This window comes from Actinomycetota bacterium (assembly GCA_030776625.1).
Taxonomy (GTDB): Bacteria; Actinomycetota; CADDZG01; order CADDZG01; family WHSQ01; genus MB1-2.
Window position 1 is genome coordinate 1 of sequence record JALYHL010000004.1, and the last position, 13,633, is coordinate 13,633.

Here is a 13,633-nt window from a genome sequence, read left to right on the forward strand (position 1 = left end):
ACGTCGCCCTCCGAACGGTCCGCTCAAACCCGTACACGCCACCGCCTCCGTTGTTGCACGGTTGCGCCGCCGGCAGCCCCTCCGCTCGTTGCACAGCTCTGCGCCCGGGCGGGGTGATCTCTATGGGCAAGAGGAGCGGGTCGGGTTCCGGAGGGCGCCTCGGTTTTGCGCCCGGAGTGTCCCGGCCCGGTCCTCCACCCCGGCCTGCGCGAGCGCTCCGGAGCGGGGGCCAAGAAGAAGGGGCCCCCGGAGGGGCCCCTTCTTGGAACTGTGGTGCTCGGCGTTTAGAGCTTGCCGGTGTAGCGGATGATGTCGATGCCTCGGGTGTAGTCGACCGCGTAGACGAGGCGGTCTTCCTTGTCGGTCGGCACCCAGTAAGACGCCGAGGTCGAGCCGCCGAAAGGCACGAAGTAGCCGGCCTCGCTGATCTTGCCGTTCGAGGCGACGTCGAGGAACCGGGTCCCGTGCTCGTAGAAACCAACCGTCACGAGGCCGCCGTTCTTGAAAGAGCTGTGCGCCTCGAACCAGTGGGCGGAGCAGCCGAGCGCGTTCACCGCAGGCCGCCCGTCCTGATAGGTCCCGTTCTCGACCGCGTACGTGTCCAGCAGCTTGAAGCTGTTGCCGGAAGGAGTCCAGGTCTGGAACGGGCCGTTGTTCTTGGGATCGCAACGAGGCTTGAAGTTCTTCTCGCCTTGCAGCAAGACGAACTTGTCCTTACCGCCGCGGGGCCACTCGCCGGAGTGGAACAGCCACGCGGGGTTCGGGTGAGCGGAGCGCGCCACCAGCTCGGGACTCGTCGGCTTGCGAACGTCCAGGATCTGGAAGCCCTCGCTGATCGTGGAAACGAGGATGAACCCGTTGCGGAACTCGGTCACGTCGTGGCCGCCGCCCGTGATGCCCACCTGGGCGTGCCAGTTGTTCTTGTCAGAACGCGCCACCGCCAGCCTCGGCTTCGTGGGATTGCGCAGGTCGACGATCGTGCCGTCGGAGCCGTAGACCCACTTGCACTTCAACACGCAGGAGGCGGTGTGGTCACCGGCGCCCTCCAGCGAGGCGATGAGCCTGATGTTCGTCTTGTCCTCGACGTCCCATACGTGAAGGGCGTCGCCGGGCAACGACTCCGAGAACAGCATGGTGTTGCCGTCGGGAGAGACCGGCACGTCTTCGTTCTCGAACCAGAACCCGAAGTGCTCGATGTCGAGGAGCTTCGGGTTGACCGGGTCCGAGATGTCGTAGACGGAGACGTTCTTCCAGCTCGTGAGGTACATGTACTTTCCGTCGATCGTGACGCCGGTCGAGGTGCTCGACTCGAACGGGACGTGGCCCACGAACTCAACGGTGTCGCTGGCGAAGCCGCCCGCGGTCGGACCCGCAGATGCGGAAGACAACAGGCCGACCAGCAGCGCCGGCACAGCGAGTAGAGATAGAAGCCGTTTCATGGTTTTCCTCCCTGAATGTGTGGTCTGGGAGGGATTCGCCACGGGACGCGGCGCTCCTGCTCGCCCGGTTGGCCGAAAACGCTTCAGCGGGCGCGGCGGACGCGTGAGCGGCTGCGTTGCATCACAACAGTGGCGCCGTAGGCCAATGACATCAGAAGCGTTGCACCGGCGAGAACGAAACCGTGCGACGGCTCCTCCCGGCGGTCGCGCAGGCTCGACATCGCGTATTCCTCTTGGGCCTTCTGTCGCATCGCGTGCAGGGCGTGCACGAACGCGAGCTGTGGTTGCTCCTGCTCCTGGGCAGCCATCGACGCCTGTGCCTGAGCTTGCGCCTGCGACTGGGCTTGCGCCTGCGTGGACGAAGCGAGCTCCGTGATCGGCGGCGGGGGCCCCAGCGGCACCAGCGGGATCAGACCCAGAACCCGCTCGAACGGGAACGGTAGGGGCAGCTCGTCGTCGTCTGCCTGCGACTCGACGAGGGAGCGACAGACGACCGTGGCGGTGGTGGACAGCGCCGGTGCGATGCCCTGCGTCGTCAGCTTGACGTCGAACCTCTCCCCCGCCTGCGACAGCGGGCACCGGAACGTGACGTCGAAGGTGAGCCGGTTCGAGGACTGCAGGACCATGCTCGCGTACACCTCCGGCGTCACCTTCTGGGTCACCTCCTCGCCTCGCGCGACGGCGAGACCCACCGAGGCACGGGTCCTGATGGACTCGACGAGGTTGACGATCGAGGGGACGAGGCTGGCGCCGTTATCGAGAGACTCGTTGTCTACGGTGCAGACGAGGGGCGCACCGCCCGCGACGTCCGCCTGGCCGTCGCCGTCACAGTCCACCCCTCCCTTCGGAGCCCTCGCACCGGTGGCGCGGGCCATCGCCTGCATGTCGCCGGTCGCTTGCGCCGTGCCCTTGTATGCCAGCGAGATCCCGACCTGCTTGATGTTCTGTGCATTCAAAGCGGCGGCGACCTCGTCGAACTTCGGCAGATCCGGCGGCGTGTTGTCTCCCGGATAGGGCTGGTCCATGAACTCCTCGTCGGAGACCAAGAGCGCGACGCGCAAGGCCTCCTTCCTGAAGGTGGCGTTCGTCCCCGCCGGTACATCGGGGCCTGCCGGGCCTGCGGGCTCGATGTCGGCTCCCGCCGCGCTCGCGGTGTGGAAGAGCGCCCCCAGCTGCGCGTTGTAGTAGCCGCCGCCGTCGGGCTCGACGTTGTCCAGCGCCGCCTCGATCCCCGTCGTGCTCGAAGCGATGTCCTGGCGTTGGCGGTAGACGAAGTTCGGCTCGTAGAGGTCGGTCCCGCGCGGGCCGACTCTCGGCGGCTCTGCGTCGGGGTAGGCGCGGTACTCCGCCATCCCGAACTGCACGTCAACACCGGACTGGCCAAGCCGAGTGATGATGTCTTCCAACGCCTGGCTCATGCCCGCGAGGAACCTCGCCATGCTCGAAGAGGTGTCGAACACGAAGTAGACGTCCAGCGGAGTCTTCGTCCGCGGCACCGTCAAGCGGTACGGCACCGTCTTCGAGTCGCCTGCATCGATCTTGATGACGCGTTCGCTCGGCGTGAGCTCGCCGGGTCGAGGGTCGGGCGGATCGAGAGGATCCAGCAGCGAGATGTCCGGAAGCACCAGCGTGTCGGGGGGCGTCCGGACGTCGGCTCCTAGGGGGCCAGAGTAGATCTCGATCGTCGAAGGCGTGAACCCGTAGAACGCAGGCGTCGCCGTGCGAGCGGCGATCAGCCCCGTGATCTCCGGGGTCAACGCGTTCGCATCGACCCACGAGAACAGGTTCGGCGCGTACACCCAGACCCGTCCGACCGAGCTGATCAGACGGCTCTCTTTGACGTGACCGTGCGCGATCGAGGTGGGGGTTCCCGGCGAGCTGATCTTCAACCAGTTCTTGCCGCCGTCGTCGGAGATCAATCCGCTCCCTTGGCCCTGCTTGAACGCGATGATGCTGGCGTCGCCAGCTTGGTGGAACACGTCGACGGGCCCCGTGGCCTCCCCCGCGAACTCCTGCTCGGGCGAGAAGGTGCGCCCTCCGTCTTTCGAGCGATAGAGGCCGTCGACCGCTCCTACCCACAGCTCTTGGGCATCCATGGGGTCGACCTTCACGTCGTTGATCCCGCCCTCGATCCTGCGGGTGAAGTTGTTCCGCGGCGTCCAGGACCCGCCCCCGTTCTCGCTGCCGTAGAGGAGCTCGGTTACCCCCTGGACCGCGACGGCCAGGTAGAGCGTGTCGGGTGCACTGGGGGCCACCCGCAAGAACGCGGGGTCCCCCGCGGGAGGAAGCCCGGCGGATGCGTCGGTCCACGTCGTCCCCGCGTCGTCGCTGCGCAGCACCTTCGGACGCACCAAGGGCCCCGCTTGCTCGCGGATCATGAGGTAAAGGCGCGCCGCTGACGCCTCGGCGACAACGATCGCCTCGATCGTGTTCTCGCCCGCCCCTCCGAGGGCTCCGGCGTCGCCGGGCGCGTACGTCTCTTTCCAGCTACAACCCCCGTCCGTCGAACGCATGACGACGGTGCCGTTCGTCGCGAACATCTGAGACGGCCGAGCAGGGGTGATCGTGAAACCGATCAGGCTGCTGCCGCCATCGCTGAAGCTGGGGGCATCCAGCGTCGTCCAGCTACCGCGGACGAGCCCGCACGAGGTCTGCGCGCTGGCGGTTCCCAGGGCGAAGGGCGCGACGAGGACGAGGCTCGCCAGGAGCCCGACACCGATCCTCTTGACGCTGTGGCCCATATAGCTGCCCAACACGCTCATCTCGTCTGCGATTTCCTACGGGTAAGGTTCTCCGGGCGGGGGGGCGTCCCTCCGGGGGGAAGGAGGTGGCCAGCTTGAGAGCTACTGACGGTGCGGACGGGGCCGGGGACCAGCGACAGGAAGGCGTCGTGATCGACCTCGAGCGGCTGGAAGCGCATGCGAACGCGCTCTACCTCAACCGGTTCGTGGAGTACGTGAAGAAGGTCCGGGGCGAACACGGCCGCTTCCTGACGCTGCGAGCGGGCGACGAGATCGCCATCAAAGCCGCCGGAGATGGCAGCGCAGAGTCCCTCCACCACATCACCGCCGCCAGCGAAGAGGTCTAACAGCTCGGCTACTTCTTGCCAGCCGTCCGCGCCGCGGTAGCTGCGGTGGCGCGGCCATTGCCGTCGCGCGAGGTGAAGATCGTTCCCAACGCGACGTCGCTGCGCGGGACCTTGTGCAGGATCTCCTCCAGGGGAGCCCCCTCCAGCGTCTCGTCCACCTCGAGTCGCTCCGCCATCTCGTTCAAGGCGCTTCTGTTGGCGTCCAACAGGCGCCGCGCCTGGGTCTCCGCCTCCGACAGCAGCCGCCGAACCTCGTTGTCGAACTCGACATGGGTTTGGTCGGACAGATTCGCGAAGGCCGACTCGCCGCCGAGGTACTGGTCGACGTCCCCGATAAGCAGGCGAGCGCGGCCCAGGGCGGGGCTCATCCCATAGCGCCCGACGATGTCCCGGACCAGGTCCGTCGCCTGCTCGAGATCGTTCTCCGCGCCGGTCGACGGTTCCCCGAGCACCAGCTCCTCTGCCGCCATCCCGGCCATCGCCACGACCACGCGAGCGAAGATCTGATCGCGCGTGAGGAGAAGCGTCTCGTCCTGCCTCTCCAGCCCGGTGCCGCCGATCCCTCGCGCCCTGGCGAGGATGCTCACACGGTGGAGGTCGTCCGCACGACCTAGGGCGGCCGCAACGATCGCGTGCCCGCTCTCGTGGTAGGCCGCCCGGCGCTCTTCCTCCGGCGTCAGGACGCGGCCGCGTCGCTTCGGTCCGTGCAGCACGCGCTGGATCGCCTCCTCCAGCTCCGGCGTCTCGACCGTCGGCTTCCCCTCGCGCAGCGTCAGGAGAGCGGCTTCGTTGATCACGTTGGCGAGGTCGGCGCCCGAGAACCCCGGCGTTCGTTTGGCGATGTAGCCCAGATCGACCGCGACCGCCATCGGCTTGCCCTTCGCATGCAGCTCCAGGATCGCTTTCCGGCCCGCTGCATCCGGTTGGTCGACCGTGATGTGGCGGTCGAAGCGGCCCGGGCGCAGGAGCGCCGGGTCGAGGATGTCGGGGCGGTTGGTCGCACCGATCACGACCAGGCCGGCGCTGACCTCGAAGCCGTCCATCTCGACCAGCATCTGGTTCAGCGTCTGCTCGCGCTCGTCCGACCCGCCACCCTCACCGTGACCACGCTTGCGTCCGGCGGCGTCGAGCTCGTCGATGAAGACGATCGCCGGCGCAACCGCCCGGACCCGCGCGAAGAGGTCGCGAACACGGGCGGCCCCGACGCCCACCAGCGACTCGACGAACTCGGCCCCCGCTACAGAGAAGAAGGGAACGCCGGCCTCTCCGGCCACCGCCTTCGCCAGCAGGGTCTTGCCACACCCGGGGGGGCCGAACAGCAGCACGCCCTTCGGCGGCACTGCGCCGATCTCCTCGTACCGCTTTGGGTTCGTGAGGTAGTCGACGACCTCTTTCAGCTCGATCACGGCTTCCTCGGCACCGCCGACGTCGGCGAACGTGGTCGCACTCGCCTTGCCACCCTTCTTGCCCTTCTTGTCCATCGAGCCGAAGGTCATCACCTCGCCGATGGCTGAGCCGCCACCCTTTCCGGCGGTGAACAGCAGCCCGAAGAAGCTGGCCAGGATGAGCAACGGAAGGAGGTAGGTCGAAACCGCCCTCACGATCGTCTTGGACGTCTGTGGGTCGACCGTCACGGTCGCGCCCGCCGCCGTGACGACCTCGGCCAGCACACCGAAAGCTGCGTCGCTGGATGGATAGGCGAGCCAGTAAGTGCCCTCGCCGATGGGCGCAACCGACGGCTCCTCCTCGACAGCATCCGCGCGAGCGCCACCGTCGTTGCCACCCGCGGCTTTCCCCTTGCCGCCAGCAGCGCTGCCCGCTCCTCCGGCACCGTTACCCTCACCGCCCTTGGCTCCGGCGCCCTTGTCCCCGTCACCCTTCGCCTTCCCCGGCTCCTCCGGCTCGAGGGACTCCGCCAGGAAGGTCCCGACGAGGTGGTTGTCCTCGTCGCGGAACTCCGCCGTCTCGATCCGCTTCTCGTCCGCGAGCGCGCTCAGCTGGTCGATCGAGATCTCGAGCCCCTCCGGCTTCGGGGTGAGGTACCTGAGGGAGGCGGCGAACGCAGCAAACAGAAGGAGCACGATGACCGACAACGCGATCGTCGTCCGGCGGCCCGTCGACTTCCGCTTCGCGGAGTTGCGCCGGCGCCGGCGCAGGTTCCAGTCGTCGAAGCGCTTCTTCAGACCCGCGAGCGGTTGAGTTCCCGCCGTGGTCGTGGACCGTTCAGCCATCAGCTCCGACCTTCCGTTCCAGATGTTGGTCTCAAGAGGCTACTGCCTTCGCCTCTACTATCGGGATAGTTGAAGGGCCAGATTAGGCATCGGACGGCGTCCCCCTCTTCGGCCGCCTGACCGCTATCAGCCTGCTACCGCAGCTCGGAGGCGTGCGAACTCGGCCGCGAGATCGTCTGGCTGGTAATGCGCGTTCAACCCGCTCGGGTTCGGCAACAGCCACACTCGCGTAGCCCCGATGCGAGCCTCCTGAGGCCCGACCCGCGCGCTCGCATCGCCGAAGCCGATCCGGTACGCCGTGAGCCCCAGCGGCGCGAGCCAACGCGGGCGACGATTCAGGACCTTGCGCCGAAGGCGCGCCGCACCTCGCCGCAGCTCGTCCGCCTCCAGCTCGTCGGCGCGAGCAGTGGTGCGCGCGACGATGTTGGTGATCCCGAGGCCGAGCGTGAGGAGGTCCCGTTCCTCGAACGGGCTCAGGAGACGAGGGGTGAAGCCGCCCCTGTGCAGCGCCGGCCAGAATCGGTTCCCCGGCCGCGCGAAGTGGTGCCCGACGGCCCCGGAATAGAGGCCGGGATTGATCCCGCAGAACAGAACGTCTAGATCGTCCGCGATGACGTCGCGGATCTTCTTGCCGTAGGCGGCCGCGAGCTGTTCCTTGGTCGGCCGCCACGCCTGTCCGACGGTTACGCCTCGGCCCCCGCTTCCACCGCCTCGAGCTTCTCGCTCGCGTGCTGCCACGCCTCCTCTAGCGAGGTGACGCGGTCGCGGGAGGCCTCGTACTCGCGCGAGAGCTTCGTGATGTCGACATCGGTCGAGTACACGTTCGGGTCGGCCAATATGGCCCCGATCCGATCTATCTCGGCGCTCGCACGCTCGAGCTTCTTCTCGATCGTGGCGACCTCCTTGCGAAGAGCGCGGGTCCGCTCCCGGGCCTGTGCATTCTGCCGTCGTCGCTCCTTCGCCGCGGTCGCGTCGGGCGGTGCGCCGGTCCTGGGCGGCGGCGATATCGCGAGCTCTCTCTGCCGCTTGGAGAGGTAGTAGTCGTAGTCGCCGTCGTACACGGCGATCGTCCCCTCCACCACTTCGACGATGTGGTCCGCAACGCTTCTGATCAGGTGACGGTCGTGCGTGATCAGCACCAGCGCGCCTTCGTAATCCTCGAGCGCATCTTCTAAGACGTCGCGGCTCGCGATGTCGAGGTGGTTCGTCGGCTCGTCGAGACACAGGAGGTTCAAGGGTGACACGAGCATCTTCGCCAGCGCTACACGCGTCCGCTCGCCGCCCGACAAGACGCTGATCGGCTTGTCCACGTCGTCGCCCGAGAACAGGAAGCGTCCCAAGAGGTCGCGCGGCTTCACGTTCGCGTCCCGGGGGATCGACGCCTGGAGCTCCTCGATGATCCGCTTGCTCGGATCGAGCGCCTCGATCTGGTGCTGCGCGAAGTAGCCGAGCCTCGTCTTCGGGCTGACGCGTCGCTCGCCTCCGGTTGGTTCGAGCACGCCGGCGATCAGCTTGAGGAGCGTTGATTTCCCGGCGCCGTTCGGACCTACGATCGCGATCTTGTGGTGTCGCTCGATCGCGAGCGAGAGCTTCTCGTAGACGTTCTTGTCTCCATAAGAGAACGCGACGCCGTCGAGCTCCAGCACCACCCGCGACGCGGGCGGAGGCTTCGGGAACGTGAGCTTCATGTTGCGTCGTGATCTCGCGACGGGTTCCACCTTCTCGGTTCGCTCCAACGCCTTGATCCGGCTCTGCACCTGACGCGCCTTCGACGCCTTGTAGCGGAACCGGCTGATGAACTGCTCGGTCTGAGCGCGCTCTCGCGCCTGGTGCTTCGCGGCCGCTTCCCGCTGCAGCGCCACCTGCTCCCGTTGTTGGACGAAGGCCTCGTAGTCGCCGGTATAGGTGATCAGCTGCTGACGGTCTATCTCGACGACCTTCGTCGCGATCGTGTTCATGAAGTCACGGTCGTGAGAGATCAACAGGATGGCGCCTTCATAGGCCACGAGGAATCGCTCCAGCCACTCCACCGACTCCACGTCTAGATGGTTCGTCGGCTCATCGAGCATCAACAGATCCGGCTTCGACAGCAGCAGCTTGGCGAGCGCGATCCTCATCAGCCAGCCACCGGAGAACGTTTCGGTCCGCCGCGCCAGATCGTTGTCGCTGAAGGCGAGCCCGCCGAGGATCTTCTTCGCCTCGGCCTCCAAGCTGTAACCACCAAGAGCGGTGAACCGATCTTGCATCGCGCCGTACTCGCGCACGAGCTTGTCGCGCTCCTCACCTGGCGGCAGATCGGCCATCTCGTGCTCCAACACCTTCATCCGGTGCCCCGCATCCGTCACCTGCGATCCCACCGAAAGGACCTCTTCCAACACCGTGCGGCCACGGAGGTCGTCTGTCTCTTGTGGGAGGTATCCCATGACCACATCGGAGGCGATCGAGATGTCGCCGCGGTCGGGCGCCTGCAGGCCCATCAGCATCTCGACCAGCGTGGTCTTGCCGGAGCCGTTCGGCCCCACCAACGCCACGCGGTCGCGCGCCCTCAGCTGCAGGTCCGCCCCGCGGAAGAGGTCACGCGCGCCGAACGACTTCCAGACTCCTGAGAGGGTGATGATCATGACCGGCTCGACTGTAGCCTTCGTGTCCTCCGGAGGAGGTCATCTTGGATCACGTGGTCATCAGGCAGCTTGCACATCTCACCGGGAGCGGTCGATCGCCTCAGATCGGTTACGCGGTCGAGACGCGCGACAGGCCGGGCCCCGCGCACAAGAACGGGGCTTTTCCGAACGACGGGGTATGGGTGCAGCTCCGCGGCGGGCTGATGGTCGCGAAGGCGCGGGTGCAGCTTTGCTGGATCGGCGAGTACTCGCACATCAACGAGGTGCGCAGCCGGACCAGGGGGGCCGCGATCCATGACGTGGCCGCGTTCTGGAGTGGCCGCCCCCGCTACGGCTACGCCGCGGTCGCCTCGCTGCAGCATGAGGCGTGGGTGGAGCCCTTCTGGGCCGGCCCTCGGACCTACGGATACGAGTGGGTGCTGTTGGAGGATGACAAGAAGCGGGCGAGCTGGCTGGACAAGAAGCCGGCGCCCCGATCGAGCACGGACCTGATGCGCGAGTTCACCGAATGGAAGGCAGCTAGGAGCTAGCGGTGCCCTTTCTCGAGGCCTGTCGCTCCAGCTCCGCGTTCAGCTCGCCACCGATGAGAACGGACACCGACGTCAAGAACAGCCACAGGATCAAGACAACGACGCCCGCCATGCTCCCGTAGGTCTTGCCGTAAGAGTCGAACTCGGTGACGTAGAAGCCGAACCCGATCGAGACGATCAACCACAGGAGCGCCCCGACGATCCCTCCGGTGCTCACCCACGTCCACCTCGGAGACTCGCGATTCGGGCCCAAGTAGTAGTAGAGGCTGAACATGACCATCACCGCGACGACCGTCAGGATCCACCCGATCACGATGAACACCGTCGACTCGCCGAACGTGAAGATCGGAGACGGAACGCCGCCCAGAAGCCCGGTCGCGAGGATCAGGGCGAACCCCACCAGGCGTGCCTTTACGAACTTCCTCTCCTCCGCCACGTCGTAAGCAACGTTCAGCCCTTTCTGCAACGCGACCATCCCCGACGAGGCGCTCCAAAGCGCGACCGCGATACCGACCAGAGCCGCAACCAAAGAGGCCGAGCCGGCGGGGCCGCGGGCGTTCTCGATAGCCGTTGCGATGATGTCACCTGCGCCCGACGGAAGCGTGTTCCGGACCGACGCCTCGATCGACTCGTACATCGACTCAGGGGCGCTGATCAACCCGAGGACGCCGATCGCGGCGATCACCGCGGGAAACAGCGCAAGGAACCAGTAGTAGGCCATGCCCGCAGCGATCAAAGTCACCCTGTCGTCCTTGATCTCCTTCAAGGTCCGCTTCGCGGTGGCTTTCCAGTCGAGTGGATCGAGGTCGAGCGGTGAATCCGGGCCGGGGCTCCCTTCCGCCTGCACCGGGATCCCGCGCCCGGCCCCGGCGGAGCGGTTCTGCTCCGCGCGCGCGGAGGGCGACCGCGAGGAGGGTCCGGCGAACGCCGCACGAGCCCGCGGACCCGATGGCGGTGCTCCACCCTGGCGCGACCGCAGGCCCGAGATGACGAACTTGAAGGTCAACAGGCGGGCTATGAGTTTGATCATGGGTGCTCATTACCCGCGGCGCCCGCGGGTAAGCGCGCAGCATCCCGATCGATCGGACGGGGCGGTGCGAAGTGACCAGAGCTCGGCCGTGAAGTCCCCATCCGGCCATCGCGGCCCCGTGCGTAGACGAGGCCGGAACGGGGAAAGGCATCGGGGACAGACGATCTAGACAAGGAGGAGCGGAGTGGCCAAAACGGCGCGCGACATCATGACCCCCTCGGTGGAGTGCATCGGCGAGAACGACACCGTCCTCGACGCCGCGAAGATGCTGGCGAAGCTGAACGTCGGCTCGATGCCCATCTGCGGCGAGGACAACCGCCTCAAGGGCATGCTGACCGACCGCGACATCGTGGTGAAGGTCCTCGCCGAAGGACGTGACCCGGCGACCACGAAGGCCGGCGAGCTGGGACAGGGCAAGCCGGTCACGATCGGGGCGGACGACTCGATCCAGCTCGCGATCCAGACCATGGCCGATCACAAGGTCCGGCGGCTGCCGGTCATCGACGGTCACGACCTGGTCGGCATCGTCAGCCAGGCCGACGTCGCGAAGAATGCCGAGGACGATGACATCGGCCGGCTCGTCGAGGTGATCTCGACGGGCGGTTAGGCAGTCGCGCAGACGCGCTTCCAGAGGCCCCGGCATTCTCCCGGGCCTCTGACGCGTCCGGCTGTGTCGCGGGTTTGATCGGCAAACATCCCGAAAATCGGGACATTTGCCGAGCAAAAGGCTAGGTGGGGGTGGGCTCCGCCTCGAGTTCTTCGGTCACAAGCCGCCGCTCGAAATGCGCCGCGAGATCGCGCCCCGACAGGTTCTCCCTCTCCAGGAGCAACCTCGCGAGCTGGTCCAGGTCGTCGCGGTGCTCGCCGAGGATCCCGCGCGCCCGCTGCTGGGCTTGGATCAAGATGCTCTTTACCTCGCGGTCGATGGCCACCTCGGTCTCGTCCGAGACCTCCTCGGTGCGTCGGAAGGCGGGAGACAGGAAGCGTGGTCCGTTGTCGGCGATGTTGATCGGGCCGACGCGCGGCGACATCCCGAACTCCATCACCATCCGCCGCGCGATCTCTGTTGCCTTCTTCAGATCGTCCTGCGCTCCGGTCGTGGCAAAGCCGAAGACGGTCTCCTCCGCAGCCCGGCCCCCGAGAAGGACGGCGATCCGGTCGTGCAGCTCCGGCTCCGACATCAGGTATCGCTCCTCTTCCGGCAACTGCTGCGTGTAGCCGAGCGCGCCGATCCCGCGCGGGATGATCGAGATGCGGTGCACGGGGTCAGAGTGGTCGACGAAGTAGGCAACCAGCGCGTGCCCCAGCTCGTGGAACGCGACGAGCTTGCGCTCCTCATCCGTCAGCACTTGTGACCGCCGTTCCAGTCCCGCCACGACGCGGTCGATCGCTTCCTCCAGCTCGAGCATCCCGACGGTCGTCTTGCCGCGCCGCGCAGCCAGCAGCGCGCCCTCGTTGATGACGTTGGCCAACTGCGCCCCGGAGAAACCCGGCGTCCGCCGGGCCAGCACCTTCAGGTCGACCCCGGGCTCCAGCGGTACATCGCGGGCGTGGATCTCCAGGATCTGCTCGCGCCCCTTCACCTCTGGAAGGTTCACCTGGATCTGGCGATCGAAGCGGCCCGGACGGAGCAACGCGGGGTCGAGGACCTCGGGACGGTTCGAAGCGGCGACGATGATCACGCCCGTGTTGGCCTCGAAGCCGTCCATCTCCGTCAAGAGCTGTTGCAGCGTTTGCTCCTGCTCCTGGTTCGAGCCCATCTGATAACCCGCGGCCCCTGAACGGGACTGCCCGATGGCGTCGATCTCGTCGATGAACACGATCGCCGGCGCGCGGTCACGCGCTTGTTGGAACAGGTCGCGCATCCGTGCCGCGCCGAGGCCGACGAACAGCTCGATGAACTCCGATGCAGAGATGTAGAAGAAAGGAACCTGGGCTTCGCCCGCAACGGCTCGCGCCAACAGCGTCTTGCCCGTGCCGGGCGGACCGACGAGCAGGACCCCCTTCGGGATGCGCGCCCCGACCTTCTTGAACTTGTCGGAGTTTCGCAGGTAGTCGACCAGCTCGGCCAGCTCGGTCTCGACCTCGTCCACGCCTGCGACGTCATCGAAGGTCGTCTTCATGTCCGTTCGGTCGTAGAGCTTGGCCTTGTTCTTACCGAGCGACAGCGGACCGCCCGCTCCCCCACCGAGATTGCGCAGCCGCCTGAAGATGAAGAAGTAGTACAGGAGGCCGATCAAGAACAACGGCAGCAGGGACACGAGGATCCCACTGAAGGCGCTCGGCTGGGCGCCGGTCACGTCGACACCGGCTTCGTCGAGGCGCCGGAAGAGCTGATCACTCTCGAAGGTGGGAGGAAGGGTCGTGGTGAACTCCTCTTCCGCGGCGCCGTCGCCCTCAGGTTGCAGCACGCCTTCCACCGTTCTCTCGGAGATCGTGGCCTCCTTGACCTGGCCCGCTTCGACGCGGTCGAACAGCTCGGAGAGAGACAGCTCGGTGCGCTCCGCAGACCCGAGTCCGCCCTGCAGGAAAGAGAACAGGAGGAGGCTCCCAAGGATCCACGCGAGGGTCGTCCATCGTTGGCGCGCCGGATCCGGCCCGGGCGGCCCCTTTGGGCTGGCCTTCTCGCCCTTGGGCGGCTGGCTCTCTTGTTGCTTGCGGAATCGGTCCCTCAGGGAGTCCATCTCGGGACCG

General features: G+C 66.7%; 10 protein-coding genes. 3 read left to right on the forward strand and 7 right to left on the reverse strand.

Annotated elements, in window-relative coordinates:
* Positions 1 to 284: 284 nt before the first annotated feature.
* Positions 285 to 1,439 carry a hypothetical protein gene (locus tag M3N53_07630; GenBank protein MDP9068199.1) on the reverse strand — a complete coding sequence of 385 codons (1,155 nt, stop codon included), beginning with the start codon at positions 1,437 to 1,439 and terminating at the stop codon, positions 285 to 287.
* An 83-nt stretch (positions 1,440 to 1,522) separates the two neighbouring features.
* On the reverse strand, positions 1,523 to 4,201 hold the full coding sequence (locus M3N53_07635) for a hypothetical protein (GenBank protein ID MDP9068200.1): 2,679 nt from the start codon (positions 4,199 to 4,201) through the stop codon (positions 1,523 to 1,525).
* Between the two features lie 74 nt (positions 4,202 to 4,275).
* Here M3N53_07635 and M3N53_07640 point away from each other — a divergent pair, with 74 nt between their 5' ends.
* The gene (locus M3N53_07640) at positions 4,276 to 4,527 is read left to right on the forward strand and encodes a hypothetical protein (protein MDP9068201.1); all 252 of its coding nucleotides are present in this window, start codon (positions 4,276 to 4,278) and stop codon (positions 4,525 to 4,527) included.
* Between the two features lie 8 nt (positions 4,528 to 4,535).
* Here the strand turns inward: M3N53_07640 and ftsH (M3N53_07645) are convergent, their stop codons facing one another.
* From ftsH (M3N53_07645) to M3N53_07655, 3 genes are all read right to left on the reverse strand, one after another.
* Complete coding sequence (ftsH, locus tag M3N53_07645; protein MDP9068202.1) at positions 4,536 to 6,758, reverse strand: ATP-dependent zinc metalloprotease FtsH; 2,223 nt, start codon at positions 6,756 to 6,758, stop codon at positions 4,536 to 4,538.
* Positions 6,759 to 6,884: 126 nt separating this feature from the next.
* Positions 6,885 to 7,382 carry a G/U mismatch-specific DNA glycosylase gene (mug, locus tag M3N53_07650; GenBank protein ID MDP9068203.1) on the reverse strand — a complete coding sequence of 166 codons (498 nt, stop codon included), beginning with the start codon at positions 7,380 to 7,382 and terminating at the stop codon, positions 6,885 to 6,887.
* Between the two features lie 59 nt (positions 7,383 to 7,441).
* Entirely contained in the window at positions 7,442 to 9,379 is a 1,938-nt protein-coding gene (locus M3N53_07655; protein MDP9068204.1) for an ABC-F family ATP-binding cassette domain-containing protein, read from the reverse strand.
* 44 nt (positions 9,380 to 9,423) lie between these two features.
* On the opposite strand from M3N53_07655, the gene M3N53_07660 reads away from it, so the two are divergent.
* The gene (locus M3N53_07660; GenBank protein ID MDP9068205.1) at positions 9,424 to 9,909 is read left to right on the forward strand and encodes a hypothetical protein; all 486 of its coding nucleotides are present in this window, start codon (positions 9,424 to 9,426) and stop codon (positions 9,907 to 9,909) included.
* Here the strand turns inward: M3N53_07660 and M3N53_07665 are convergent.
* Positions 9,899 to 10,939 (reverse strand): YihY/virulence factor BrkB family protein, encoded by a 1,041-nt coding sequence (locus M3N53_07665; protein MDP9068206.1) that lies wholly within the window; start codon positions 10,937 to 10,939, stop codon positions 9,899 to 9,901. The genes M3N53_07660 and M3N53_07665 overlap by 11 nt on opposite strands.
* A gap of 208 nt (positions 10,940 to 11,147) precedes the next feature.
* Between M3N53_07665 and M3N53_07670 the strand changes: the two genes are divergently transcribed.
* The gene (locus M3N53_07670) at positions 11,148 to 11,546 is read left to right on the forward strand and encodes a CBS domain-containing protein (GenBank protein ID MDP9068207.1); all 399 of its coding nucleotides are present in this window, start codon (positions 11,148 to 11,150) and stop codon (positions 11,544 to 11,546) included.
* A gap of 121 nt (positions 11,547 to 11,667) precedes the next feature.
* Here M3N53_07670 and ftsH (M3N53_07675) read toward each other — a convergent pair whose 3' ends face one another.
* A complete protein-coding gene (gene ftsH / locus M3N53_07675) occupies positions 11,668 to 13,623 on the reverse strand; it encodes an ATP-dependent zinc metalloprotease FtsH (GenBank protein ID MDP9068208.1) in 1,956 nt (651 codons plus the stop codon).
* Positions 13,624 to 13,633: the final 10 nt, after the last annotated feature.